This is a genomic window from Microbacterium hydrocarbonoxydans (assembly GCF_900105205.1).
Classification (GTDB): Bacteria; Actinomycetota; Actinomycetes; order Actinomycetales; family Microbacteriaceae; genus Microbacterium; species Microbacterium hydrocarbonoxydans.
Genome location: NZ_FNSQ01000005.1, coordinates 1,047,942 through 1,073,567, shown reverse-complemented (window position 1 = coordinate 1,073,567; position 25,626 = coordinate 1,047,942). Strand labels below are relative to the sequence as shown.

The following is a 25,626-nucleotide window of genomic DNA, read 5'->3' as shown; positions in this document are numbered from 1 at the left end:
GGTGGGGGATCCGCGGTGGCCGAATCGACCACCAGGACCGACTCGAGGGTCGGATCGACTCGAGGTCGGGCGACTGGATGGCCGGGCCGAATCGATTCGATGCGGGCGAAGTCTCCATGCTACCCCTCGCGCGCAGCCAGTTGCATGCTGAGAAGACGGATGCATGCCGAGAACAGCTGTTTCGGCATGCATCCGTCATCTGAGCAGACATCCGGCACCAGGCGAACGGCGCAGCCAGGCGAAGGACGACCCCCGTGTCAGCGCAGGCGTGCGAGCGCCTGCTCGAGGTCGGCGATCAAGTCGCCCACGCCTTCGATGCCGACCGAGAGCCGGACGACGTTCTCCGGCACGGCGAGCGCAGTGCCGCGCACCGAGGCGTGCGTCATGTCGGGCGGGTACCCGATCAGCGACTCGACGCCACCCAGAGACTCCGCCAGCTGGAAGAGCTCGGTGGACTCGGCGAACGACTTCGCCGCGTCGGCTCCGGCGGACAGGCCCAGCGACAGCATCCCGCCGAACCCGCTCATCTGCCGCGCAGCGACGTCGTGGCCGGGGTGCGAGGCGAGTCCCGGGTAGTAGACGGTCGCGAACTCCGAGCGCGAGGCCGCCCACTCGGCGATCGCCTGCGCGTTCTCGGAGTGCTGGCGCACCCGCACCGCGAGAGTCTTGATGCCCCGGGTCGTCAGCCACGCATCGAACGGTGCGGAGACCGCGCCGACCGCGAACTGCTGGAACTTGATCGACTCGAAGAACCGGTCGTCGCCGAACACCACCGCACCGCCGAGCACGTCCGAGTGCCCGCCCAGGTACTTGGTGGTCGAATGCACGACGAGGTCGGCGCCGAGCGAGAGCGGCTGCTGCAGCGCGGGCGACGCGAACGTGTTGTCGACCACGGCGATCGCTCCGGCCGCATGCGCGATCTCGGCGATCAGTGCGATGTCGACGATCTTCAGCAGCGGGTTGCTGGGGGTCTCGACCCAGACGATCCTGGTCTCGGGACGGATCGCGGCGCGCAGCGCATCCGCATCCGACAGCTCGACGGTCGTGGTCTCGATCCCCCACGGTGCGAGCACCTTCGTGAGCAGGCGGTAGGTGCCGCCGTAGACGTCGTTGCCGAGCACGATGTGGTCGCCGGGCTTCAGGATGCCGCGCAGCAGCGCATCCTCCGCCGCGAGCCCCGACGCGAACGACAGGGCGTTCGCCCCGCCCTCGAGCGCCGCGAGCTGGGTCTCGAGCGACGACCGGGTGGGGTTGCCCGCCCTGTTGTACTCGTAGCCCTCGCGGAAGCCGCCGATCCCGTCCTGGACGTGCGTGGACGCCTGGTAGATCGGCGGGATGATCGAACCCGTGGTCGGGTCGGGGGCCTGACCCGCGTGGATGGCTCGGGTGGCGAATGCGTGCTCGGACATGCCCCTCAGCCTACGTCCGACGCCGCCGGCACCGGCGCGCCTGTTACGCCGGACGTCGTCACACTGTCAGCGCGAGATGTACGACAGCAGGTCCTGCCGGGTGAGCACCGTGTGCGGTTTGCCGTCGGCCGTCACGAGCAGGGCGTCGACATCGGCGAGCGCGGCCCTCGCCTGGGCCAGCGGAGCATGGATGCCGATGAGCGGCAGCCTCTCCCCCACATGGGTCCCCACGGCATCCGCAGGCTTCGCCTCTCCGCGGAAGAGGAGATCGAGCAGCCCCTTCTCGTCGACCGTGCCGAGGACCTCGCCCATCATGACCGGCGGCTCGGCGCTGAGCACGACGAGCTGCGACACGTCGTACTCGGTCATCATGCCGATGGCCTCCAGCACCGTGTCGGTGGGATGCGCGTGCACGAGGTCGGGGATGCCTCCGCCCTGGCGGCCGGCACGGGTCGCCAGCACATCGGCGACGGTCTCGCCCTCTTCCACGTCACTGAATCCATAGGACCGCATCCAGCCGTCGTTGAAGATCTTGCCGAGGTAGCCCCGACCGCCGTCCGGGAGCAGGACCACCATGACGGCGTCCGCGGGGAGCTCTCTCGCGATGCGCAGCGCCCCGACGACGGCCATGCCGCTGGAGCCGCCGACGAGGATGCCCTCCTCGCGCGCGAGCCGCCTGGTCATCGCGAAGGACTCCGCGTCGTCGACGGCCACGATCTCGTGCGGCACGGTCGGGTCGTATGCTCCCGGCCAGATGTCCTCCCCGACGCCCTCGACCAGGTACGGACGGCCGGTTCCTCCGCTGTAGACGCTGCCCTCGGGATCGATGCCGACGATGCGCACCCGGTCCTCCGACACCTCGCGCAGGTAACGACCCGTCCCGGTGATGGTGCCTCCGGTGCCGACGCCGGCGACGAAGTGGGTGATCCGGCCGTCGGTGTCGCGCCAGATCTCGGGTCCGGTGGTCTCGTAGTGGCTACGCGGCCCGTTCGGGTTCTCATACTGGTTGGGCTTGAACGCGCCGGGGATCTCACGGGCGAGGCGGTCGCTCACGCTGTAGTACGACTCCGGGCTGTCGGCCGCCACCGAGGTCGGTGTGACCACGACCTCAGCGCCGTATGCACGCAGCACGTCGATCTTGTCCTCGCCGACCTTGTCCGGCAGCACGAAAACGCACTTGTACCCGCGCTGCTGGGCCACCAGCGCGAGCCCCACTCCGGTGTTGCCACTCGTGGGCTCGACGATCGTGCCCCCGGTCTGCAGTTCCCCCGACGCCTCGGCGGCGTCGATGATGCGGGTCGCGATGCGGTCCTTCGCAGAGCCCCCGGGGTTGAGGTACTCGAGCTTCACGAGCACGGTGCACTCCACACCCTCCGTGACGTGCTGGAGCTTCACGAGAGGGGTGTCGCCGACGAGGTCGACAATGGAGTCCGCGTACTTCATGTTCACAGCGTAGAACGGCGGACGCCGCGGCGCTGGAGTGTTGCGCGCCGCGGCATCCGCCGTCTGGATTCCTGACCCTTCGGGGCCCTGAGCCTGTCGAAGACGGCATCAGCCTTTCGTCGCACCTGCCAGGAGGCCTCGGACGAAGAAGCGCTGCAGGGCGAAGAACACGATCAGCGGGACGACCATGGCGATGAATGTTCCCGCAGACTGCAGGAACCACTTGTTCCCCCATGTGCCCGACAGCGAGCTCAAGGCCTGCGTGATCGGCAGCGCTCCTGGCGAGGCGAAGATCGTCGCCACGAGCAGGTCGTTCCACACCCACAGGAACTGGAAGATGCCGAACGAGGCGATCGCCGGGGTGGCCAGCGGAAGGATGATGCGGAAGAACACCTGTCCGTGACCCGCGCCGTCGACGCGTGCAGCCTCGATGACCTCTCCGGGGATCTCCGAGATGAAGTTGTGCAGCATGAACGTCGCCAACGGCAGTGCGAAGATCGCGTGGGCGATCCAGACGCGAGCGAAGCTGTAATTCACGTCGCTCAGCCCGAACCCGGGGAAGATCGGCACATCGTTGATGATGAGGCCGTCCGAGAACAGACTCAGCAGCGGCACGAGCGCCATCTGCAGCGGCACGATCTGCAGGGCGAACACGAAGATGAACAGGGCATTGCGCCCCTTGAAATCGATCCACGCGAACGCGTACGCAGCCAAGGCCGCCATCACGATCGGGAAGACCGTCGCGGGGATCGTGATCGCCAGCGAGTTGACGAACGCTGCGCCGAGCGTCGTCGACGTGCCGCCGGCGGTCCACGCCTGCACATAGTTGTCGAGAGTGAACTCCGGGTCCGTGAACGCGGTCCACCAGCCACTGTTCTGAGTGTCGGCCCCTGGCCGGAACGACGTGACGAAGAGGCTGAAGGTCGGAATGGTCCAGAAGATCGCGATGATGACGGCCGCGATCGTCGCGCCCTTCGACGTCAGCTTCTTGTGCGCGATCGCCTCGTGCTTGCGCGTATCCCGCTCGACCTGTCGCTTGGTGCGGTTGTCGGGGGTGGTGACTGCCTGCGTGGCGCTCATCAGCGGATCTCCCTCTGCTTGGCCATCGATCGGGCGTTGTAGACGATCAGCGGCAATACGAACAGGAACAGCACCACGGCGAGGGCCGAGGAATGTCCATAGCTCTGGAAGCGCTGCTGCTGGTTGACCATCTCGAAGCCGAGGACGCTGGTGTCGTCACGGCCACCCGTCATCACTGCGACGAGGTCGTACACCTTCAGCGAGGCGATCGTGATCGTCGTCAGCACGACGATGAGCGACGATCGGATGCCGGGCACGGTGACGTTGCGGAAGCGCTGCCACGCGTTGGTCCCATCGAGCTCGGCTGCTTCCATCTGCTCGATCGGCACGGCTTTGATCGCGGCGGAAAGGATGACCATCGCGAAGCCCGTCTGCGTCCAGATGAAGACCACAAGGATCATCAGCGTGTTGATGACCGGCTTGATCGCGAGCCACTGCACGGGGTCGCCGCCGAAGGCCGTGACGATAGCATTGAGAAGCCCGATCTGGTCGCCCTGGCGTGCGTCGTACATGAACTTCCAGATGATGCCCGCACTCACGAAGGAGATCGCGACGGGCATGAAGACGAGCACTTTGAGAAGCTTCTCGCCCCGTGCCCGGTCGATGAAGACCGCGTACGCCAGGCCGATGACTACCGAGATGATGGGCGCGATCAGCGCCCAGATGATGGTGTTGATCACCGACGACGTTCCCACCGGGTTCGTGAAGACCCAGAAGTAGTTCTCCATGCCGACGAACTCGTCGCCCTGCTTGTTGAAGAACGATTTGAAGATGGTGGAGATCGCCGGGTAGATGAGCCCGAGAATCAGCATGATCGATGCCGGCGCCATGAAGAGGATCAGCTGGAAGAGGTACCCCGCGCCCTGGCGTGCCCGGAAGTCGGCGAAGAACAGAAGTGCGCCGACGACCAGAGCGATGGCGACGACGTAGAGCACCGCGTTGGCATAAGGGCGCAACAGCAGGAAGGCCAGCACCGGAATCACCAGGCACGCCGCGAGGCGCATGATGAAGTAGCCCCGGCCGGCGCGGGGCGCGAACTCGATGAGCACCAGGATCAGCGCGACGACCACGCCGAAGGCGAGAAGCACGAGCGGAATCTGAAGCAGCGGATTGAGTCCGCCGAGGAAGACGAAGAAGCTGTTCAGCGAGAACCCGATCGTGACGCGGGAGGATTCTGCGCTGGAGGTGGTGAAGACGAGCAGGAGCGCGAGGGCGACGAGCACGGCGAAGCCGATCGCAAGGACCGTGCGGGTGACCGCACGCCCCTTCGCATCGGTGCCATGCGTCGTCATCGGGAGAGCGTCAGCCTCAACGGGCTTCTCTACGGTCGCGTGCGACATGGGTGTCCCCTTCTGAGTACAGCTATGTACTCGAGCGGTGCGGATGGGAGGAAGTGGGGCCGGGCTCCGAGAGCCCGGCCCCACTCAGCTCACGCTGATCGTGACGCGACGATCAGTTCTCGTAGCCGGCCTGGATGTCGGAGAGCACCGTCTCGGTGTCCTTGCCGTCGATCCAGTCGACGATTCCCTTCCAGAACGAGCCCGAGCCGACCGTGGACGGCATCTGGTCGGACGCGTCGAAGCGGAACACCGTGTTCTCGTCCTGGAGAAGCTCCATCGCGCTCGTCAGGAACTCGCTGGATGCGAGGGACGGATCGGCGTTCTTGTTGGCGGAGATCACGCCGCCTGCCTCGACGCTGGCATCGGCGAACTCGGCCGACGCCATGTACTCGAGAACCTTGACAGTGGCCTCATCGTCGTTGAAGCCGGCGACGAACTCACCGCCGCCCTCGATCTGGAGCTCGCCCTCGGTCACGCCGGGGAGGATGAACGCGTACACGTCGCCGTCGGGCGCCACGACCGGCTCGTTGCCTTCCTTCGTCTGGACATCGCGGAAGTTCACCTCGAGGAACGAGGCCTGGTGGGTCAGAGCGCAGCTCCCGTCAGCGACCGCTGCTGCGACGTCGCCGAATGCGGTCGAGTTGATGCTCTTGACGTCGCCGTAGCCCGCGTTGACGTAGTCCGGGTTCAGCAGGATGGTTCCCACCGCATCGAACGCGTCCTTAATCTCGGGGTCCGTGAACTTGACGTCTCCCGCGACCCACTGGTCGTAGACCTCGGGGCCGGACTGGCGCAGCACCAGGTCTTCGACCCAGTCGGTGCCCGGCCAGCCGGATGCCGCCTCGGACGAGAATCCCGCGCACCAGGCGGGCTGACCGGTCTTCTCGACGATCGTGTCGGTGAGGGCGATCATCTCGTCCCACGTCGTGGGAACCTCGACGCCCCACTCCTCGAAGCTCGCCGGCGAGTACCAGACGTAACCCTTGACGTTGGCGAGCATCGGCGCCGCGTAGAACACGTCATCGACAGTTCCGTACTTCTTCCAGTCCTCCGACCAGTTCTCGTCGACCGCGGACGCGACACCCTCGGGGGCCTCGATGACCTTGCCGGTGTCGATGAGGGTCTTGAGCAGACCGGGCTGCGGCACGATGGCGATGTCCGGGGCGTCACCACCGGTCACCTTGGTCACGATGTTGCCTTCGAAGCCCTTGTCGCCGGTGTACTCGACCTTGATTCCGGTTTCTTCGGTGAAGGAATCGAAGGCGCCGTTGAGGTCATCAGCCTGGGGCCCGGTGATACCGCCCGAGATGCGGACGGTCTGGTTGGCGTCGCCGCCCCCACCGCCGTCGCCCGAGCCTCCCTCGGTACAACCGGCGAGAGCGAGCGTTGCGACTCCGATGAAGGCGATCGGGGCGAGAAGGCGGTATCGCTGTGACAAAGCCATGTGTATTTCTCCTCTTAGCTAGATCATCCGTTCGCCACGAGGAGCAATCGCCGCATCCATTGGGGAACCGATTCCAGGTAAACCTACTGGCCTCTTGGCATCGCACACAACAAGTGAAGGTCACAAGCTCGCAACCTTTACCGACATATCGGTTGGCACCGCGGGAGCGCTCCCGTGGTCCCCTGGTGGAACCGGTTCCCTTCGGACGCCTCGGCGACTACGCTGTGATCGGCCCACGAAGAGCGTGGCGCTCGCGCACCGGGTCGAGGAGGACCGATGAGTAAGATCTCTGACGTCGCCGCCCTCGCCCGAGTCTCGAAAGCCACCGCCAGTCGCGCTCTCAGCGGACGAGGCTATGTCTCGGAGGGGACCCGTCAGCGCGTCGCCGATGCGGCGCACGAGCTCTCGTACGTCGCGCACTCCTCCGCGACCAGCTTGGCCACCGGGCGCACCCACACGGTGGGTGTGATCATGCCGCCGGTCGACCGCTGGTTCTTCTCCGAGCTGCTCGCCGGCATACAGGAGTCGCTGTTCGCGCGCGACTACGACCTGTCTCTGTACGGCGTGCCCGAGGCGTCCGAGACGAGGAAGCGGCTCTTCGACAGCGTCCTTCCGCGGCGCGGGTTCGACGGTATCATCGCGGTCGGCATCAGACCCAGCGACCACGAACTCGAACGGCTGCAGAGTACAGGACGTCCGCTGGTGAGCGTCGGGCCGTACAACGAGGGATCCAGCGCGGTGTCGATCGATGACACGGCGGCCGCACGCATCGCGACGGAGCATCTGATCGAGCTCGGTCACACATCGATCGCGTTCATCGGCGGAGCGGTCGACGGCACGACGGCAAGCGTGGGCGACATGCGGCGGATAGCGGGGTACCGGTCAGCGCTGGATGCCGCGGGACTCCGCGACCATGCGCGGGTGGTCAACGCGTCCCCCACCCTCTCCGACGGATATGCGGCGGCAGTCGGGTTGCTCGGCGACAGGCGGCATCGTCCGACGGCCGTGGTCGGGGTGTGCGATGAGGCCGCGATCGGCGCGGTGATCGCGGCCCGGCGGCTCGGCATCGCGGTTCCCACCGAGTTCAGTGTCGTCGGAATCGACGATCATCAGCACGCAGAACTCTTCGCGCTGACAACGATCCGTCAGACTCCCCGCGAGCAGGGACACGACGCGGTGCGACTCCTGATCGAGCAGATGAACGGACCGGATGCTCCGGTACAGCGCATCGTCGCGGCATCCGCACTGGTCGTGCGCAACTCGACGGCCGTCCCTCGTTGACCGCCTCGAGTCCGCCCGGGTGGGCCCGGATGCACGAATGCCCCGGGTGAACCCGGGGCATTCGCAGAACTGCGTGACGCGGTGACTACTTGAGGGTAACCGTGGCGCCTGCCTCTTCGAGGGCAGCCTTGGCCTTCTCGGCGGCTTCCTTGTTCGCGCCCTCGAGCACGGCCTTGGGAGCGCCGTCGACGACAGCCTTGGCCTCGCCGAGACCGAGCGAGGTGAGCTCGCGGACGGTCTTGATGACCTGGATCTTCTTGTCGCCGGCAGCCTCGAGGATGACGTCGAAGGAGTCCTTCTCTTCCTCAGCCTCGGCACCTGCGCCAGCACCAGCGGCACCTGCGACGGCGACGGGGGCAGCAGCGGTGACCTCGAACTTCTCCTCGAACGCCTTGACGAAGTCGTTGAGCTCGACGAGGGTCAGGCCTGCGAACTGCTCAAGCAGCTCCTCAGTGGTGAGCTTAGCCATGATGTATCTCCTAGATTGATGGGGTTTGTTGATCGAGAACGTCAGGTCGCTTACGCGGCCTCAGCGGTCTCCAGCTTTTCGCGAAGAGCATCGATGGTGGCGGCAGCCTTGCCCATCGTGGCCTTCATCATGCCCGCAGCCTTCGCCAGCAGAACCTCACGGCTCTCGAGCGAGGCGTACTTGTTGACCTCGTCGGCAGAGAGGGCGTTGCCCTCGAAGATGCCGGACTTGATCACGAGAAGCGGGTTGGCCTTGGCGAAGTCACGAAGAGCCTTGGCAGTGGCGACGAAGTCACCGTGCACGAACGCGACGGCCGACGGACCCTTGAGGTCGTCGTCCAGCGCGGTGATGCCAGCCTTGTTGGCGGCGATCTTGGTCAGCGTGTTCTTCACCACGGCGTACTCAGCGTCCTGACGGATGCTGTTGCGCAGCTCCTTGAGCTGGGCAACCGTCAGACCGCGGTACTCGGTCAGCAGAACGGCAGTCGAGTCCTCGAATGACTTCGTGAGCTCGGCGACCGATGCATCCTTCTGCGCCATGGTCACTCCTTGGTGTGTACGAGGTGCCTCACGGCGGTGAGGCACCGACTCGGACCGCATGCAACAGAAAAGCTCCGGCGCAAGCGCACGGAGCTTTGAGAAGTTCGTGTCCTGCGCGGGCCCCTGCTGAGCAGAGCTTCGATCGCCTCGCGTTCTCACGCACGACGATGACCAGCGGTCTTCGGTTGACTCCAGGCTACCCCATCCGCGACGCTCCCCCAAATCGGCGGGAGCGGTTACGGTGAGAGCATGACCGATGCGACGACGCTCGTTATCCTCGGCGCCGGCGGCGATCTCACGTCCCGGCTCCTTCTCCCCGCCCTCGGCCAGCTGCTGGTCCGCGAGCCCGATCGCGCCGTGCGCATCATCGGCGCTGACCGCGAGGAATGGACGGATGCCGAGCTCGCGACCGTCGTGCGGACGGCGTTCGCGTCGATGGACGCCGAAGACGCGGCCGCACGGGTGGACGTCACCTACGTCCGCACCGACATCACGCAGACCGATGACCTGCGTGCGCTCACGGCGGGTCTGACCGGGCGGGTCGCGCTGTACTTCGCCGTGCCGCCCTCGGTCGCCGCCGCATGCATCTCGACGCTCACACCCGACATGCTGCCCGCCGGCACCATGCTCGTGATGGAGAAGCCCTTCGGCACCGATGAGGCCAGCGCCCGCGAGCTGAACCGGACGCTCACCGCTCTCGTGCCGGAGAGCCAGGTCTTCCGGGTCGACCACTTCCTCGGCCGCTCGACCACGTTGAACCTCCTCGGGGCGAGGTTCGCCAACCGCATCCTCGAGCCGCTGTGGTCAGCCGAGAGCATCGAGTCCGTCGACATCATCTACGACGAGTCGCTCGCGCTTGAGGGGCGCGCCGGATACTACGACCGGGCGGGTGCGCTGGTCGACATGATCCAGAGCCACCTCCTCCAGGTGCTCGCCGTGCTCGCGATGGACGAGCCTGCGAGCCTCGATGAGGTCGACTTCCGCGCCGCGACCGGAGCCGTGCTGCGCGCGACGGCCGTGTGGGGCGACGACCCGGCGGCATCGTCACGTCGGGCGCGCTACACCGCAGGCGAGATCGACGGCACCGCGAAGCCCTCGTACGTCGACGAGCCGGGGGTCGATCCTGACCGCCATACCGAGACACTCGCCGAGACGGTCTTCGAGGTGCGCAACGCCCGCTGGGCCGGAGTGCCGTTCCGGCTCCGCTCGGGCAAGGCCATCGGCACGCCCGCCAGGGAGATCGTCGTGCACTTCCGACCTGTGCGGCATGTGCCGCAGGGACTGACCGGCTCGTTCGACGGCGCGATCCTCCGGTTCTCGCTCGGCCCCGACCGGATGGCGCTCGAGCTCAACCTCAACGCCGCGGAGGACCCGTTCGAGCTGGAGCGCGCGACGCTGTCGGCCGAGCTCGGCGAGGGTGCTCTCAAGGCGTACGCCGAGGTCCTCTCCGGCGTCCTCGACGGCGACCCGATGCTCGCCGTGCGCGGCGACGCGGCAGAGCAGTGCTGGCGGATCGTCGCCCCGATCCTCGAGGCCTGGCAGCGCGACGAGGTGCCGATGGACGAGTACGTCGCAGGCTCCCTCGGCCCCGAGGGATGGCCCGCGTACCGCTGACCCGCGTGCCGCACACGTCTCCTTCCGGGAGGGATGCCGTGGAGCGGCGTGTACGGGGATCGAGAGTCCCCGGCCGGGGTTACGCTCGATAGGTGACCCCCGAACTCCACGCACGCATCGTCGCGGACTCCCGCGACCGCGTGGCCTGGATGCGAGCGCGGTCCCGCGGGATCACGGCGACCGACGTGGCGGGGCTGACCAGCGAGAGGTCGATCGCCCGTGCCGCGGACTCCAAGCTCGGCGGCGGTCCTCGCTTCGGCGGCAACGCCTACACCGACCACGGACGACGTCGGGAGCCCGAGATCGCGGCCTGGGTGGCGGCGACGCACGGCATCCTGCCCTCATCCGCACTGTTCCGCGCCGAGGTGGAGCACCGGCACCTGGCGACGCCCGACGGCATCGCCGTGGATTCAGCCGGACGCATCGAGCTGGCCGAGATCAAGACGACGAACAAGGCGTTCCGCGGCATCCCTCGTACCTACCTGCGTCAGGTGTGGTGGCAGCAGCACGTGCTCGGAGCCGAGCGGACGCTGTTCGTGTGGGAGGAGCACGTCGACTTCTCCCCCATCCACGACGAGCCGCGGTGCGTGTGGATCGACCGCGACGACCGTGAGATCGCGAAGCTCGTCGGCCTCGCCACGAACCTGATCGACGAGCTGTACCGTCGCACCACCGGACAGCAGATCCCTACCAGGATCGCCGAGGCCACGGCCGCAGCCGCCGCGAGTCGTCGCGAGCACCTGCGCGAGCGCGACGCGTTCCGCGCCCTGGCCCTCGCCGACTGAGCCGCCGCGTGCGGGCCGCGTCACGTCCCGTTCGAGAAGGTGCAGCTCGGAGCGCCGATGACCAGCGGGGCGTTGTACGTCACTCTGCTGAATCCCGGCGAGGTCCATCCGCTGTAGGTGCTGCGCAGGTCGATGAGCACATCCGCCCCGAGCAGTGATCCCAGCAGACCGCTGAGCAGGCCGGTGGTGATCGTCGCCGTGTATCTCCCCTGCCCGTCCGGCCCCGTCACCGTCGGAACGATGACGGTGGTGCCGACCCGCCACTGGACGTTGCTCGCCGTCATGGTCGTGTAGGGCGCCGTCGCGCTCGGCCACTGGAACACGACCTGCAGGAAGGTGCCGCCGGTCAGCGGGGGCCGGATGCAAGTGGCGAAGCTCGTGACCTGCGGCGGGACGAGTCGCAGGGCGGTGATCGTGGCCCTGGCGTGCTCCGAATCCGTGAACGCCGCGTCCGTGAGCTGCGCCGGAGGCATCAGTCCCACCCCGCACAGCAGCGCGATCCCGGCCGCCCCGGCCAGGATGCGGTGTCGCCGACGCGCGCTCATGGCCGGACCCTCCGATCGCTCCGCAGCCGCCGCCGACGGCGCGACGCACTCAGCGCGGTGCCGACCGCGACCAGACCGAGACCGGTGGCGAGGACCCCCACGGGAACGCCCGTGCCGCCGGTCGTCGCGAGGCCGCCTTCCGGCCCGATGACCGCGGATTCCCCGGCGCCGCTCGCGTGCACCCGCACCCGGGTGCTTCCGCCGCCGTCGCCGAGGGTCACCGTGAACCGCAGATGCGCGACGTCCTCGTCCGACATGTCGAGGAGCGCGTTCTCCACGCCGTCGAGCGGAAGTGCCCAGTCCGTCTTCAGCAGAGTCGCCCCTCCCGCGCATCCGCTCTCACTCCAGGGCTGCGCGCAGAGCGCGACGTCGACGAGCAGCGCCGCGTCACCGGTCGCACTGATGCCCACCGCGACGGTGCCGGGATCCGGTGCCTCGGCGCTCACGGTGACGTCCCACCGCACCGGCTGCCCCGGCAGCAGGCTCGACGCCGCATCCCAGTCGGCGCTCGAGACGAGGCGCAGCACCTCGCCCTGCACGACCTGCGTCGAGGGCGCCGCCCACGCCGGAGCCGCCGCGAGCACGCCGAGCGCGGCAGCCGCCCCGACGGCGGTCACGATCCTCCGTGGGCTCATCCGTCGTCCTCGACACTCTTCGTGGGCCGGATCCTCCCCGACCGGGGCCAGAACGCCCAGACGACCAGTGCGGTCGCGGCGAGCGTGAGGCCCCCGAGCACGTACGGGTGGCCCATCGCGACGATGACGGTGGCGATGCCGGGGACGGAGAAGAGCACGATGCGCACGGAACGCACGGTGTAGGGGTACGGATCGTCAGCCGCGTTGGCATCGCCCCGCATCGTGATCACGCGTTCGGCTCCTCCGCCACCAGGGGCGATCGAGGTGACGCGGTGGGTGACGGGCAACGCGCCCTCGCGGTCGACCGTGACGACATCGCCGACCTCGATGTCCGCGGCCGGCACGCGCTGCACGACGGCGACCGACCCGGCGGGAATGGTGGGCGACATGGATCCCGTGCGGAACATGATGAGCGTGATGTTCGCGGTGAGGGCAAGGATGACGAGCACCATGCATCCGGCTCCGGCGATGGCGGCCACCCAGAGCAGCCCGTCGGCGAGCGCCCGGCCAGCGCCGCGGCGGGGTGCGGTGGCGGAGACAGGGGACGGAGCGGATGCCGAGGTCCCGCTGAGGCCGGCATCCGAAGACCGCTGCTCGCGCAGGCTCCGCCTCGTCTGCGTGCTCATGCTCCCCCTCCCTTCGCCATCCCAGACTCCTTCGCCCGCACCATCAGCTCGAGGTGCCGGCCACCTGCCAGGTCTGGATCGCCGTCAACCCCTGGGCCGTGTTGTCGGTGCCGGCGGGCAGCGTGACCGCGAAGCAGTAGTTGACGGTCGATCCTCCGTTCGCGGCGACCGCCTGAGTGCCCGTGCCACCGGTCGCCATCGTGGAGTTGTCCGGCACGACCGCCGTGCCCGCCGCGTACGTGGTTGCATTGCAGGTCGTGCCGGCGATGGTCCGCACGCCGTACCGCAGGAAGGGGCCGAGCCCCGTCCCGGCCGTCGAGGTCACGCTCAGCTGAAGTGCGCCCGCCACGGACGGATTCGCGGTGCGCACGCTGAACAGCGCATGCACCGTGTTGCCGGGCGCGATGGCGTTGAAGGGGGCCGTGAAGCTCAGGGCCGCCGGAGCCGTGGAGGCATGGCTCGAGAACGTCGTGCCGTCGATCGCGCCCACGATGTCGAAGCGTCCGGCGGTGAAGGTCGCTCCGCCGAACTCCGAGTCGTTCCACGCGGCCAGCGTCATCGTGGCGCCGACGCCGAGCACGAGTCCGCCCGCGAGTACGGCGCAAACCCGTCGGGAGAGCATCCGCTTCCCCTCCCGCATGCTTCTGCGGGTGCCGGTCATGATCAGCCCGCGGTCGAGGTGGCCGTGAACTCCCACGTCGCTGTCGCTGCGGCCCCCTGAGTCAGCCCGGCTCCGGCGGTGACGGCGAAGCACAGCTGCACGGGGGCGCCGGCGGTGCCGGCGGGAGTGCCTTCGGCGAGAGCGACCGACGTGGCCCCGGTCTGCGCGCTCAGCGTCGACCCGGTCGCCACCACGGTGCCTGTCGCGCCGGCTCCGCAGGTGGCGCCGGCCGCGATCGCCGTCACGGTGTACGACAGGTTGGCCTCGTTCCCGCCGGTTCCGGCGGTGACCCCGGTCGGCAGCAGCGTCGCACTGTTCGTCGTCGTGCTGTCCAGGCGCACCCAGAACGGTGCGTACACGACGTCGCCGGGCGACAGCGACGAGGCCACTGCCGGCAGCTGGAAGACGAGCGACGCCGCGGTGTCACCCTCGTCGACGTTGTGGTCGGCGTAGCCGGTCGTGGCGCTCGTGATTGAGCCTTCGAGGTTGAACGACCCGGCAGTGAAGGTGCCGGTCGCGAACTCCGAGTCGTTCCAGGCCGCCAGTGTCACCCCGATCCCCACTCCGAGCACGAGGCCTCCGGCGAGTACGGCGAGAACCTTGCGTTGCGTGTCCTTGTCAGCCATGACATTCCCCCTCAGGAATTCATGAACCGCGGATGCCTGGGAATGGCCGCCCTTCCGGGACCTGCACCAGCGCGTTCAGGTGGTCCGGTCAGTTTTGTCCAAGATATCGCCGAGAACAAGGGCATCCCGATCACGAGAGCGCATCAATCTCGCATTCATCATGAAAAACGTCCAAAGATCTTTCGCACCCGTCGGTCACAGCACAGACGTCGCGGCGCGAGCTCCTGCGCGCCTCATCGCGAGAGCACGCGCATCGCCTCGTCGGCGACCTCGCCCGCGATCGTGTCGAGGAGGGGCGATCGCAGGTTCCACTGCTGCCAGTGCAGCTCGACGCGCAGCGGCGGACCACCGAGGGGCACCAGCCCCTCGGTCTGCTGCAGCACCGGGACCATCCCCCAGCCGAGCCCCAGCCGCACCGCGAGCGCGTAATCGGCGGATGCCGGCACGTAGTGCCTCGGCACGTCCTGATGCGGGACGCCCTTCGCCTCGAGCCAGTCGTGCTGGAGGGTGTCTCGCCGATCGAAGTCCACGAAGGGTGCCGCTACGAGCGCCTGCGCGGTCACTCCCTGCGCGAACCAGCGCTCACAGAAGCCGCGCTCGGCCATGGCGTGATACTCGAGTACGCCGAGGGGCGATACGGAGCACCCCGTGACCGGCGCCGACTCGCTCGTCACCGCCGCCATCACCGTGCCGGATTCGAGCAGCCGTGCCGTGAAGTTCTGGTCGTCCCGGTGCAGATCGAAGTCCAGACCGTGACCGGCCGACAGTCGCGCGAGCGGGGGCAGGAACCACGTCGCCATCGAATCGGCATTCACGGCGAGCGGGATGCGCGTGCGCCCGGTCTCGCCCTCGTCGAGGCCGAGCCCACCCCACGCGTCGTGCTCGAGCAGCGCCATCTGGCGGGCGAGGCGCACGACCGTCTCACCGGCCTCGGTGAGGCGCACCGGCTTGCTCCGCACGACGAGGATCCGGCCGAGTTGCTGCTCGAGCGTCTTCAGCCGCTGACTCACAGCAGAGGGTGTCATCCGCAAGCGGCGCGACGCCGCATCCAGCGTCCCTTCGTCGGCGACGGCGGCGACGGTGGCGGCGAGTTCCGGATCGATGCGCACATTAGTGATGCTAATGGTTCGCAAGCAATCTTCGCTGGTGTTGATGTCCGGCACTGCCTACCGTTGACTCATGCTCTCCGTCTTCTCCGGGCTCGGACTCGGCCTCTCCCTGATCGTCGCGATCGGGGCCCAGAACGTCTTCGTGCTGCGCCAGGGCATCCGTCGCGAGCACGTCCTCGCCGTCGTCGTGATCTGCGCCGTGTCGGATGCGCTGCTCATCGCTGCCGGCGTCGCGGGGCTGGGCTTCGTGATCTCAGCCGCCCCCTGGCTCGTGGTCGTCGCCCGGTGGGCGGGCGCTCTGTTCCTGCTGGCCTACGGTCTGCTCGCCGCGCGACGCGCGTGGCGGGGCGGCGAGCAGTTGCGCGTCGAGACGCCGGATGCCGATGCCGGCACGACCCCGCCCGGCTCGACCCGGACGGTCACTGCGCCCCGGACGGTCACTGCGCCCCGAACGGCTCTCGCCCCGGTGGTCGCCACGGTCCTCGCGCTCACCTGGCTCAACCCGCATGTCTACCTCGACACGGTCCTGATGCTGGGCTCGATCGCGGCCACGCACGGCGACGAGCGCTGGCTCTTCGCAGCCGGGGCGATCGCGGCCAGCATCCTGTGGTTCACCGCCCTGGGGTTCGGCGCGCGCTTCCTCGGACGCTGGCTGCGCACCGAGCGGTCGTGGCGGATCCTGGACGCCCTCATCGCCGTCGTCATGATCACGCTCGCCGTGAGCCTCGTCCTACCGGTGCTCGGCACCTGAGAACCTCGGGCCCGACGTCAGTCCCCGTCGAGCGGGCGGAGGATGCGGGTGAGGAATCGCTTCGTGCGCTCATGCGTCGGAGCCGCGAAGATCTCGGCGGGCGGCCCCTCCTCGACCACCGCACCGGCGTCCATGAAGAGGACGCGATCAGCGGCCTCACGCGCGAAGCTCAGCTCGTGCGTGACGACGACCATGCTCCACCCCTCGTCCGCGAGCTCCTTGATGACCAGGAGCACCTCGCCGACGAGCTCGGGATCGAGCGCGCTGGTCGGCTCGTCGAAGAGCAGCAGGTCGGGCCGCAGCGCCAGGGCGCGGACGATCCCGACACGCTGCTGCTGACCGCCGGACAGCTCGTGCGGACGAGCATTCTCCTTGTCCTCGAGCCCCACCCTGGCGAGGAGGGTGCGCGCCTCGGCGACCACCTCGGCCTTGGGTCTGCCCTGCACCCGCCACGGTCCCTCGATCACGTTCTCGAGCACGGAGAGGTGCGGGAAGAGATTGTGATGCTGGAAGACCATCGCCGAGCGGTCGCGGAGCGCGAGACGCTTCTGCGCACGAGCGCGCCGGGACTCCGGCTGCGCGGGCGCGAAGTCGATGTCCGGCCCACCGGCGACGACGATCGTGCCGGCATCCGGCGTCTCGAGTCCGTTGAGCGCGCGCAGCACCGTCGTCTTGCCCGAGCCGCTGGGGCCGATGAGCACGACCACCTCACCGCGGTGCAGGGTCAGGTCGATGCCTCGCAGGACCTCGTTGTCGCCGAAGCGCTTGTGCAGACCGCGGACGGTCAGGAGCGCATCCCTCGTGTTCGGATCCGCAGGAGTGGGGTCAATGGGCGACATTGCGATCCAGTCTCCTCTCCAGCGCGCTCTGCCCGAAGGACAGCACGAGGCACAGCACCCAGTACACCAGCGCAGCAGCCAGATAGAGCACCATGAACTCGAGCGTCGCCGCCGCGATCTGCTGCGCCACCTTGAAGAGCTCCGTCACGAGGATCAGTGAGGCGAGCGAGGTGTCCTTCACGAGCGAGATGAACGTGTTCGACAGCGGCGGCACCGAGACGCGCGCGGCCTGCGGGAGGATGACGCGGGTCAGGGTGCGCGTGCGGTTCATGCCGACGGTGTAGGCCGCCTCCCACTGCCCCTTCGGCACCGAGAGGATGGCGGCGCGCACGACCTCGGCGCCGTACCCGCCGACGTTGAGCGACAGTGCGATGATCGCGCTCGGCCACGGGTCGATCTTCACATCGATCGACCCGAGGCCGTAGAAGATCACGAACAGCTGCACGATCATCGGCGTCCCGCGGATCACCGAGATGTAGAACCGGGCGATCCCCGACAGTACGGGATTGACCGAGATCCTCATCAGCGCGACGCCGATGGCGATCACGAGCCCCAGCGCGAACGACACCAGCGCGAGCGGCACCGTCACCGTCAGGCCCGCCAGGGCGATGGGCCCGAGCGAGTCGAGGAACAGCTGCCAGGGGTTCTCCATCGATTACTCGGTGACGTCTTCGCCGAAGTACTTCTCGCTGATCTCGGCCAGGGTGCCGTCGGCGCGCAGCTCCTCGAGTGCGCCGTCGATGGCCTCGACGAGGTCGGCCTTGTCCTTCGTGAACACGAACGCCTGCTCGCCGGCCTCATCGGTCTCGGCGGCGATCTTCAGCCCAGAGGGGCTGTTGGTGTTCTCGTAGTCGAGGAAGGTCAGCTTGTCATTGACGGTTGCGTCGACGCGGCCCTGACGCAGCAGCTCGACGGCCTGCGCCCATCCCTCGACGCCCTCGACGGTGGCGCCGGACTCGGTCGCGAGCTCGTACCAGTTGCTGGTGAGCGACTGCGCGGTGGTCTTGCCTTCGAGGTCCTCGAACGACGAGATGGAGTCGTCGTCCTCGGCGACCACGATCACTCCGGGAGACACGGTGTACGGGGTGCTGAAGAGGTACTTCTCCTGGCGCTCCTCGTTGATGCTGACCTGGTTCGCGATCACGTCGAAGCGATCGGCGTCGAGGCCGGCGAAGATCGCGTCCCACTGGGTCTCCTGGAACTCGATCTCGAGGTCGAGCTTGTCGGCGACCGCCTGGATGATCTCGACGTCGAATCCGGTGAGGTCGCCGGTGCCGCCGTCCTCGTGGAAGCTGAACGGGCGGTAGGTGCCCTCGGTGGCGACCGTCAGGGTGCCGTCCTTGACCAGACCGAAGTCCGGGCCGCCCTCCGCGCTCGAGCTCTCGGGCGCGGTGCTTCCGCTGCACGCGGTGAGTGCTGCGGCGGTGACGACCAGTGCGGTGACGGCGATGAGGCGACGGGACATGTGACCCTCCTGGGGTGCGGTGAGGCGCGAGTGCTGTGGCGCGGAACTCACTTACAGTACGTGGCTTCGGCCCAGCATCCCACATCGGATGACGCAGGATGTCGGGACCGGTATGCAGAAAGGCCCCCGCATGATGCGGGGGCCTTTCAGGATCACACTCAGATGGCGTTGACGTCCAGCGGGATGCCGGGGCCGAACGTGGTCGACACGGCGCCCTTCTGGATGTAACGGCCCTTCGAGCTCGACGGCTTGAGGCGGACGATCTCCTCGAGCGCTGCGCCGATGTTCTCGTTCAGCTGCTCGGCGGAGAACGACGACTTGCCGACGACGAAGTGCACGTTGGCGTGCTTGTCGACGCGGAACTCGATCTTTCCGCCCTTGATCTCCTCGACGGCCTTGGCCGTGTTCGGGGTCACGGTGCCGGTCTTCGGGTTCGGCATGAGTCCACGCGGACCCAGGACCTTTCCGAGACGACCGACCTGGCCCATGAGCTCAGGGGTGGAGACGGCCGCGTCGAACGCGGTCCAGCCGCCGGCGACCTTCTCGATGAGCTCGGCGCCGCCGACCTCATCTGCACCTGCCGCGATCGCTGCCTCGGCCGCGGGGCCGGTGGCGAAGACGATGACGCGGGCGGTCTTACCGGTGCCGTGGGGCAGGATGACGGTGCCGCGCACCATCTGGTCCGCCTTGCGGGGGTCGACGGCGAGCTTCAGCGCGACCTCGACGGTCGAGTCGAACTTCGCCGAACCGGTCTCCTTCGCCAGGGCGACAGCCTCGGTCGGAGTGTAGAAACGGTCTGCCTCGATCTTCTCGGCGGCAGCCTTGTAAGCCTTGGACTTCGTAGCCATGATTATTCTCCTCAGCCCTCGACCGTGATGCCCATGGAACGGGCGGTGCCGGCGATGATCTTCGAGGCAGCCTCGATGTCGTTCGCGTTCAGGTCGGCCTGCTTGGTCTCGGCGATCTGACGGACCTGGTCCTTGGTGATCTTCGCGACCTTGACCGTGTGCGGCGTCGACGAGCCCTTGGGCACGCCGGCGGCCTTCTTGATGAGCTCCGCGGCCGGCGGGGTCTTCAGGATGAACGTGAAGCTGCGGTCCTCGTAGACGGTGATCTCGACGGGGATGACGTTGCCGCGCTGCGACTCGGTCGCGGCGTTGTACGCCTTGCAGAACTCCATGATGTTGACGCCATGCTGACCGAGCGCGGGGCCGATCGGCGGCGCCGGGTTGGCTGCACCGGCGTTGATCTGAAGCTTGATCAGGCCGGTCACCTTCTTCTTCGGTGCCATATCCTCTTCCTTTCATCGAACGGATGCCGGTTGCATCCGCTCTCCCGCGAACCCGGCATCTCCGGGCTGCGGTCGTCTGCGCGCACGCCGAAGCGGCACACAAACCACACAAGTCTACCTGATGCTGGGGCATGTCGATCACTGCCGCTCGATGACCGGTTGCCTGGCGGGGTCGATTGCGCAGCGGAACAGCCGGTTTCGGATGCGGAACTGACCCCGCACGGGCCCGGGGATGCGGAACTGACCCGCACGGGCCCGGGCACGTGCACGTGGAGCGCTGCCGCTCGATGACCGGTTGCCGGGCGGGGTCGATTGCGCAGCGGAACAGCCGGCTTCGGATGCGGAAGTGACCCCGCACTGGCTCGCGGATGCGGAACTGACCCCGCACGGGCCCGCGGATGCGGAACTGACCCGCACGGGCCCGCACGTGCACGTGGAGCGCTGCCGCTCGATGACCGGTTGCCAGGCGGGGCCGATTGCGCAGCGGAACAGCCGGTTTCGGATGCGGAAGTGACCCCGCACGGGCTCGGGGATGCGGAAGTGACCCCGCACGGGCTCGGGGCAAGCGCCGGGAACGCGAGAACGGCCGCCCCGCATGGGACGGCCGTTCTCGGAAAGCAGGTGTCAGATCATCTTCGTGACCTGGTCGAACGACAGCTCGACCGGGGTCTCGCGCTCGAAGAGCGAGACGAGGACCGTGAGCTTGCCGCTCTCGGGCTTGATCTCGCTGATCGAACCGGGAAGACCCGCGAACGAGCCCTCCTTGATGGTGATCGTCTCGCCGACCTCGAAGTCGACCTCGGCCGGCAGCGGACGAGCGACGGCGACGCCGCCCTTCGACGCGATGTTCTTGGCGGTCGGGACGTCCTTGACCTCGACGAGCGACTTCAGCATGTTGAAGGCCTCTTCGAAGCGCAGCGGCGTCGGGTTGTGGGCGTTGCCCACGAAGCCGGTGACACCGGGGGTGTGGCGCACGACCGACCAGGTGTCCTCGGTCAGCTCCATGCGCACGAGCACGTAGCCAGGGATGCGCACGCGGGTGACCATCTTGCGCTGGCCGTTCTTGATCTCGACGACGTCCTCCATCGGGACCTCGACCTGGTAGATCTCGTCCTCGACCTCGAGCGTCGACTTGCGCTGCTCGATGTTCGCCTTGACCTTGCGCTCGAAGCCCGCGTAGGAGTGGATGACGTACCACTTGCCCGGGAGCATCCGCAGGTCGAGGCGGAACGCCTCGTACGGGTCTTCCTCGGAGTCGTCCTCCGCCTCGGCGTCGGCATCCTCGTCGCCGTTCACGTCGGGGCCGTCGTACGGGGTGACCTCGTCGGCCTCTGCGGCCTCGAGCTCGGCGGTCTCCTCCGCCACAGAATCGTTCAGGACCTCAGCGGCAGCCTCAGACTCAGCCGCTTCGTCCAGGTTGAGAGCGTCGTTCACGATCGCGTCCGCCTCCGGGTCGTCGATTTCGATGTCGGTGTCGTCCTGCGTGTCGGTCTCGTCCTCGCCGTCGACGTCCTCGATGTGGAGGGCGACATGCTCGGCAGACGTGACCGAGATCTCTTCTGCGGCGAGGACGTTGCCCTCCTGGGCCTCGTCCTCTTCGCTCGACTGCTCGGCAGCCGTCGCCCAGTCGGCGTCGTCGGAATATCGTTCAGACACGTTGTTTCTTTCCAATCACTGCGGCCAGGGCCGCGTGGGCGTCAGGCGCCCGGGACCCCGAAGACGATGTGCGTCACCCAGGCGAACAAGGTGTCCAGTCCGTACACGATGCCCATGACGATCAGAACGAAGACGAGCACCACCGCGGTGAACTTGACCAGTTCCTTGCGGGTCGGCGTGACGACCTTGCGCAGCTCTGCGATGACCTGACGGAAGAACAGGGCGATGCTCCCGAAGAAGCCCACGATCCCGCGCTTGTTCTCGCGGGTGGCGCCGGCCGCGACGACCTCGCCGCGCGGTTCGTCCTGATCCATCCTGAATGTACCTTTCGTGTGTCAGCCTGTGCTGACGCGCAGGGCGGACAGGAATCGAACCTGCAACCTGCGGTTTTGGAGACCGCTGCTCTGCCAATTGAGCTACCGCCCTAGAGACCGGGAGGTCTCGGGGTGTCATCTTCATCCTGCCACCGCTATCGGACCGCAGGGACCGGGCACGGCGAAAGAATGCAGACAACAACTGCTGGTCCAGCATACGGCATCCTTCGGCCGGAGCCGAACCGGGTGGGGCCCGCCCGTTGTTGTTAGGCTCGGCGGGCGGATGCAACAGGAGGGGATGCGGTGAGTGCTGACGTGCAGCAGTTCCAGGTGGACCTGCGCATCGAGGGGTGAGCGGCGTCACCTCTCCGGGAGGAAATCTCCTCTTCGGGCGGACGAACCGCGCAGACTTCTCCTCCCAAGGAGGTGTTCTCCTCCCGAACGCGCGCCTCAGAGGAACGCGCGCCTCAGAGGAACGGCCGGCTCAGAGGAACTGGCGCCAGTTCGCCCGTGCGAGGTCGAGCAGCTCGTCACCCTTGCCGGACATGACCGTGCGGATCGCGTAGAGCGCGAAGCCCTTGACCTGCGCCGCCTCGATCGCGGGCGGCATCGACAGCTCCTGTCGCTCGGTGACGACATCGAGCAGGGCGGGGCCGTCGTGCGCGAGCACCTCGCGCACGGCATCCGGCAGGTCCTCGCTGTTCTCGACCCTGCGGGCGAAGATGCCCATCGCCTCGGCGATCGCCGCGAAGCTCGGGTTGGTGAGCTCCGTGCCGTAGTTCACGAAGCCGGCCGCCTTCATCTCGAGCTCGACGAAGTTCAGCGACGAGTTGTTCACGACGATCGTCTTCACGGGAAGCCCGTTCTGCGTGAGAGTCAGCAGCTCGCCGAGCATCATCGCCAGACCGCCGTCGCCGGCCAGCGCGACGACCTGACGGTCGGGATGCGACACCTGAGCGCCGATCCCGTGCAGCAGGGCGTTCGCCATCGAACCATGCGTGAACGAGCCGATCAGGCGGCGGTTCTCGGTCATCGACAGGTAGCGCGCAGCCCACACGGTCGGCGAGCCGACATCCGCGGTGAAGATCGCGTCATCCGCCGCCTGCTCGTCCAATAGGCGCGCGAGATACTGCGGATGGATCGGCCGCCCGGCCCTGGTCGGGGTCGCGAGGTCGTCGAGCTTGGCCCTGGTCTTGCGGTAGTGAGCGGTCGAGTCGTCGAGGTGGTCGCGATCGCTCTTCTCGGCGAGGCGCGGCAGGAGCGCGGCGGCCGTCGCGCCGACGTCGCCCACCAGGCCGAGATCGAGCGGATGCCGCTTGCCCAGCTGCGACCCGCGGATGTCGACCTGGATCGTCGTCGCGTGCTCCGGGTAGAACTGCTCGTACGGGAAGTCGCTGCCGAGCACCAGCAGCGTGTCGGCGGCCTCCATCGCCCGGTAGCCGGAGGCGAAGCCGAGCAGCCCCGTCATGCCGACGTCGAACGGGTTGTCGTACTCGATGAACTCCTTGCCGCGGAGGGCGTGCACGATCGGCGCTCCGAGGCGGTCGGCCAGCGCGATGACCTCGTCGTGGGAGCCCTCGACTCCTGCGCCGGCGAGGATCGTCGTCTTCTTCGACGCGTTCAGCAGCGTCGCTGCACGGTCGAGCTCGTCACCGCTGGGAACGATCACCGGATGCGAGCGCTCGATGACCACGGCGCGGTCGTCGGCGATCTCGGCCAGCGCGACATCGCCGGGGATCACCAGCACGGCGACCCCGCGCTGCTCGATCGCCGCGCGCATCGCGATCTCCAGCAGGCGCGGCATCTGCTTCGGATCGGCGACGTATTCGACGTAGACGCTGCACTCGCGGAACAGCTCCTGCGGATGCGTCTCCTGGAAGTAGCCGGTGCCGATCTCGGTCGTGGGGATGTGCGCGGCGATCGCCAGCACGGGGACCCGCGAGCGGTTCGCGTCGTAGAGGCCGTTGATGAGGTGCAGGTTGCCCGGCCCGCAGGAGCCGGCGACCACTGCGAGCTCGCCCGTGAGCGAGGCATCCGCTGCGGCCGCGAATGCCGCGGACTCCTCGTGTCGCACGTGCACCCAGCGGATGCCGCCGTCCTTGCGGAGGGCATCGGTGAACCCGTTGAGCGAGTCGCCCGGCAGACCGTAGACGCGGTCGATGCCGTTGGCGCGGAGGGACTTGACGATGTTCGCTGCGACAGTGGCCATACATCCAACCTACGCCCGGTCACGGAGGTCGGCTCCGGTGCGGCGCCTACCTCCTCGGCGCCGCCGGGGACGCAGAGAGGGGCGGATGCCGCAGCATCCGCCCCTTCCTCGATGCGATCACTCAGCCGATGCGGATGAGCTTCTTGTTGACGAACTCGTCGGCAGCCAGGTGACCCAGCTCGCGCGACGTGCCGCTGCGCTTGATGCCGCCGAACGGCAGCTCGGGGCTGTCGGCCAGCACGAGGTTCACGTAGACCATGCCCGCCTCGATGTTGTCGGCGACGCGCTCTGCCTGCTCGGCATCGGTGGTGAAGACGTACGAGCCGAGACCGAAGGTGGTGTCGTTCGCGAGGGCGACGGCTGCATCCTCGTCGGTGACCCGGTAGACGACCGCCGCGGGTCCGAACAGCTCCTCGCGGTAGACGTTCATCTCGGGCGTCACGTCGGCGAGCACCGTCGGGGCGAAGAACGCGCCGTCCCTGGTGCCTCCGGTCAGCAGCGTCGCACCCTGCTCGACGGCCTGGTCGATCTGCTTCTGCAGGTTCTCTGCCGCGGTCTCGGAGGAGACCGGGCCGAGCACCGTGTCGTCGAGCGTCGGGTCGGTCGCCTCGACCGAGGCCATCGCCGCCGTGAACTTCTCGACGAAGGCGTCGTACAGGTCGTCGACGATGATGAAACGCTTCGCGCCGTTGCACGCCTGACCGTTGTTGTCCAGGCGCGCGTCGACACCGGCCTGCACCGTCGCGTCCAGGTCGTCGGTGGACAGCACGATGAACGGGTCGGATCCGCCGAGCTCGAGCGCGACCTTCTTGAGGTTGCGCCCGGCGATCTCGGCGACGGCCGCACCGGCACGCTCGGATCCCGTGAGCGAGACGCCCTGCACGCGCGGGTCGGCGATCATGTCGGCGATCTGCTCGTTCGTCGCGAGCACGTTCTGGTACGCGCCCTTCGGGAATCCGGCGTCGTGATAGATCGCCTCGATCGCGGTCGACGATTCCGGACACTGCGGAGCGGGCTTGAGCAGGATGGTGTTGCCCACGATCAGGTTCGGAGCCGCGAAGCGGACGATCTGATACGCCGGGAAGTTCCACGGCATGATCCCGACGAGCGGACCGAGGGAGGACCGGCGGATGATCGCCGAGCCGTCTCCGAGGATCGCGATCGGCTGGTCGGCCATGATCGCCTCGGCCTGGTCGGCGTAGTACTCGGCGATGTCGGCCGCGAAGTCGACTTCTCCGAGTGCGGCTTCGCGGGGCTTGCCCATCTCGCGCACGAACACGTCTGCGAGGTCCTCGCGGCGCTCGCGGTGCAGCTCGGCGGCACGGCGGAGCAGCCCCGCGCGCTCCGTCACGGTCGAGGACCGCGACCACTCGCGGTGCGCGGCGTCGGCGGCGGCGACCGCCTCCTCGATCTGCGCGTCCGTGAAGGTGTCGAAAGACGCCAGCGTCTCTCCGGTGGCGGGGTTGATGACGGCGTAATCGGTCATGTTCTCTCC

At 67.8% G+C, this 25,626-nt stretch carries 26 protein-coding genes and 1 tRNA gene; 4 read left to right on the top strand and 23 right to left on the bottom strand.

Annotation, left to right across the window (positions count from 1 at the left end; genetic code table 11):
- Positions 1-257: 257 nt before the first annotated feature.
- The 5 genes from BLW44_RS05470 to BLW44_RS05450 form a co-directional block, all read right to left on the bottom strand.
- Positions 258-1,409: a cystathionine gamma-synthase gene (locus BLW44_RS05470; RefSeq protein WP_060926681.1), complete on the bottom strand. Its 1,152-nt coding sequence runs from the start codon at positions 1,407-1,409 to the stop codon at positions 258-260.
- A gap of 66 nt (positions 1,410-1,475) precedes the next feature.
- Positions 1,476-2,852, bottom strand: a complete 1,377-nt coding sequence (locus tag BLW44_RS05465; protein WP_060926680.1) for a cystathionine beta-synthase — start codon at positions 2,850-2,852, stop codon at positions 1,476-1,478.
- 108 nt (positions 2,853-2,960) lie between these two features.
- Positions 2,961-3,932, bottom strand: a complete 972-nt coding sequence (locus BLW44_RS05460) for a carbohydrate ABC transporter permease (RefSeq protein ID WP_060926679.1) — start codon at positions 3,930-3,932, stop codon at positions 2,961-2,963.
- The gene (locus tag BLW44_RS05455) at positions 3,932-5,272 is read right to left on the bottom strand and encodes a carbohydrate ABC transporter permease (RefSeq protein WP_082724512.1); all 1,341 of its coding nucleotides are present in this window, start codon (positions 5,270-5,272) and stop codon (positions 3,932-3,934) included. Before BLW44_RS05455 ends, BLW44_RS05460 begins: the two co-directional genes overlap by 1 nt.
- Before the next feature lie 112 nt (positions 5,273-5,384).
- Positions 5,385-6,716: an ABC transporter substrate-binding protein gene (locus BLW44_RS05450; protein WP_060926678.1), complete on the bottom strand. Its 1,332-nt coding sequence runs from the start codon at positions 6,714-6,716 to the stop codon at positions 5,385-5,387.
- Positions 6,717-6,992: 276 nt separating this feature from the next.
- Between BLW44_RS05450 and BLW44_RS05445 the strand changes: the two genes are divergently transcribed.
- Positions 6,993-7,997, top strand: a complete 1,005-nt coding sequence (locus BLW44_RS05445; RefSeq protein ID WP_060926677.1) for a LacI family DNA-binding transcriptional regulator — start codon at positions 6,993-6,995, stop codon at positions 7,995-7,997.
- Positions 7,998-8,082: 85 nt separating this feature from the next.
- On the opposite strand, the gene rplL is transcribed toward BLW44_RS05445, so the two are convergent.
- Both rplL and rplJ read right to left on the bottom strand, forming a co-directional pair.
- A complete protein-coding gene (rplL, locus tag BLW44_RS05440) occupies positions 8,083-8,466 on the bottom strand; it encodes a 50S ribosomal protein L7/L12 (protein WP_060926676.1) in 384 nt (127 codons plus the stop codon).
- 50 nt (positions 8,467-8,516) lie between these two features.
- Positions 8,517-9,005 carry a 50S ribosomal protein L10 gene (gene rplJ / locus BLW44_RS05435; protein ID WP_060926675.1) on the bottom strand — a complete coding sequence of 163 codons (489 nt, stop codon included), beginning with the start codon at positions 9,003-9,005 and terminating at the stop codon, positions 8,517-8,519.
- A gap of 249 nt (positions 9,006-9,254) precedes the next feature.
- Here rplJ and BLW44_RS05430 point away from each other — a divergent pair, with 249 nt between their 5' ends.
- Together BLW44_RS05430 and BLW44_RS05425 are read left to right on the top strand one after the other, a co-directional pair.
- Entirely contained in the window at positions 9,255-10,619 is a 1,365-nt protein-coding gene (locus BLW44_RS05430; RefSeq protein WP_060926674.1) for a glucose-6-phosphate dehydrogenase, read from the top strand.
- Positions 10,620-10,711: 92 nt separating this feature from the next.
- Positions 10,712-11,404 (top strand): YqaJ viral recombinase family protein, encoded by a 693-nt coding sequence (locus BLW44_RS05425; RefSeq protein WP_060926673.1) that lies wholly within the window; start codon positions 10,712-10,714, stop codon positions 11,402-11,404.
- A 20-nt stretch (positions 11,405-11,424) separates the two neighbouring features.
- Here BLW44_RS05425 and BLW44_RS05420 read toward each other — a convergent pair whose 3' ends face one another.
- From BLW44_RS05420 to BLW44_RS05395, 6 genes are all read right to left on the bottom strand, one after another.
- On the bottom strand, positions 11,425-11,949 hold the full coding sequence (locus BLW44_RS05420; protein WP_060926672.1) for a hypothetical protein: 525 nt from the start codon (positions 11,947-11,949) through the stop codon (positions 11,425-11,427).
- Positions 11,946-12,584 (bottom strand): hypothetical protein, encoded by a 639-nt coding sequence (locus tag BLW44_RS05415; RefSeq protein WP_139305241.1) that lies wholly within the window; start codon positions 12,582-12,584, stop codon positions 11,946-11,948. Before BLW44_RS05415 ends, BLW44_RS05420 begins: the two co-directional genes overlap by 4 nt.
- On the bottom strand, positions 12,581-13,210 hold the full coding sequence (locus BLW44_RS05410; RefSeq protein WP_060926670.1) for a signal peptidase I: 630 nt from the start codon (positions 13,208-13,210) through the stop codon (positions 12,581-12,583). Before BLW44_RS05410 ends, BLW44_RS05415 begins: the two co-directional genes overlap by 4 nt.
- A gap of 43 nt (positions 13,211-13,253) precedes the next feature.
- Positions 13,254-13,832: a SipW-dependent-type signal peptide-containing protein gene (locus tag BLW44_RS05405; RefSeq protein WP_245647388.1), complete on the bottom strand. Its 579-nt coding sequence runs from the start codon at positions 13,830-13,832 to the stop codon at positions 13,254-13,256.
- Positions 13,833-13,873: 41 nt separating this feature from the next.
- Positions 13,874-14,497: a SipW-dependent-type signal peptide-containing protein gene (locus BLW44_RS05400; protein ID WP_060926669.1), complete on the bottom strand. Its 624-nt coding sequence runs from the start codon at positions 14,495-14,497 to the stop codon at positions 13,874-13,876.
- 233 nt (positions 14,498-14,730) lie between these two features.
- Positions 14,731-15,606 (bottom strand): LysR family transcriptional regulator ArgP, encoded by an 876-nt coding sequence (locus tag BLW44_RS05395; protein WP_060926668.1) that lies wholly within the window; start codon positions 15,604-15,606, stop codon positions 14,731-14,733.
- A 70-nt stretch (positions 15,607-15,676) separates the two neighbouring features.
- On the opposite strand from BLW44_RS05395, the gene BLW44_RS05390 reads away from it, so the two are divergent.
- The gene (locus BLW44_RS05390) at positions 15,677-16,357 is read left to right on the top strand and encodes a LysE/ArgO family amino acid transporter (RefSeq protein ID WP_060926667.1); all 681 of its coding nucleotides are present in this window, start codon (positions 15,677-15,679) and stop codon (positions 16,355-16,357) included.
- Positions 16,358-16,374: 17 nt separating this feature from the next.
- On the opposite strand, the gene BLW44_RS05385 is transcribed toward BLW44_RS05390, so the two are convergent.
- The 10 genes from BLW44_RS05385 to BLW44_RS05340 all read right to left on the bottom strand — a co-directional run bounded on the left by BLW44_RS05385 (position 16,375) and on the right by BLW44_RS05340 (position 25,617).
- Complete coding sequence (locus tag BLW44_RS05385; RefSeq protein ID WP_060926666.1) at positions 16,375-17,196, bottom strand: amino acid ABC transporter ATP-binding protein; 822 nt, start codon at positions 17,194-17,196, stop codon at positions 16,375-16,377.
- Positions 17,183-17,848, bottom strand: coding sequence for an amino acid ABC transporter permease (locus tag BLW44_RS05380; protein WP_060926665.1), 666 nt, complete (start codon positions 17,846-17,848; stop codon positions 17,183-17,185). Before BLW44_RS05380 ends, BLW44_RS05385 begins: the two co-directional genes overlap by 14 nt.
- A gap of 3 nt (positions 17,849-17,851) precedes the next feature.
- Positions 17,852-18,661 carry an amino acid ABC transporter substrate-binding protein gene (locus BLW44_RS05375; RefSeq protein ID WP_060926664.1) on the bottom strand — a complete coding sequence of 270 codons (810 nt, stop codon included), beginning with the start codon at positions 18,659-18,661 and terminating at the stop codon, positions 17,852-17,854.
- A 158-nt stretch (positions 18,662-18,819) separates the two neighbouring features.
- Positions 18,820-19,509 (bottom strand): 50S ribosomal protein L1, encoded by a 690-nt coding sequence (rplA, locus tag BLW44_RS05370; RefSeq protein WP_060926663.1) that lies wholly within the window; start codon positions 19,507-19,509, stop codon positions 18,820-18,822.
- A gap of 11 nt (positions 19,510-19,520) precedes the next feature.
- The gene (gene rplK, locus BLW44_RS05365; RefSeq protein WP_053097443.1) at positions 19,521-19,952 is read right to left on the bottom strand and encodes a 50S ribosomal protein L11; all 432 of its coding nucleotides are present in this window, start codon (positions 19,950-19,952) and stop codon (positions 19,521-19,523) included.
- A 624-nt stretch (positions 19,953-20,576) separates the two neighbouring features.
- On the bottom strand, positions 20,577-21,608 hold the full coding sequence (gene nusG, locus BLW44_RS05360) for a transcription termination/antitermination protein NusG (protein ID WP_060926662.1): 1,032 nt from the start codon (positions 21,606-21,608) through the stop codon (positions 20,577-20,579).
- A gap of 41 nt (positions 21,609-21,649) precedes the next feature.
- Positions 21,650-21,922 carry a preprotein translocase subunit SecE gene (secE, locus tag BLW44_RS05355; protein ID WP_060926661.1) on the bottom strand — a complete coding sequence of 91 codons (273 nt, stop codon included), beginning with the start codon at positions 21,920-21,922 and terminating at the stop codon, positions 21,650-21,652.
- Positions 21,923-21,961: 39 nt separating this feature from the next.
- Positions 21,962-22,034 (bottom strand) — tRNA-Trp (locus BLW44_RS05350).
- Between the two features lie 372 nt (positions 22,035-22,406).
- A complete protein-coding gene (gene poxB / locus BLW44_RS05345; RefSeq protein WP_060926660.1) occupies positions 22,407-24,131 on the bottom strand; it encodes a ubiquinone-dependent pyruvate dehydrogenase in 1,725 nt (574 codons plus the stop codon).
- 121 nt (positions 24,132-24,252) lie between these two features.
- Complete coding sequence (locus tag BLW44_RS05340) at positions 24,253-25,617, bottom strand: NAD-dependent succinate-semialdehyde dehydrogenase (RefSeq protein WP_060926659.1); 1,365 nt, start codon at positions 25,615-25,617, stop codon at positions 24,253-24,255.
- Positions 25,618-25,626 lie beyond the last annotated feature (9 nt).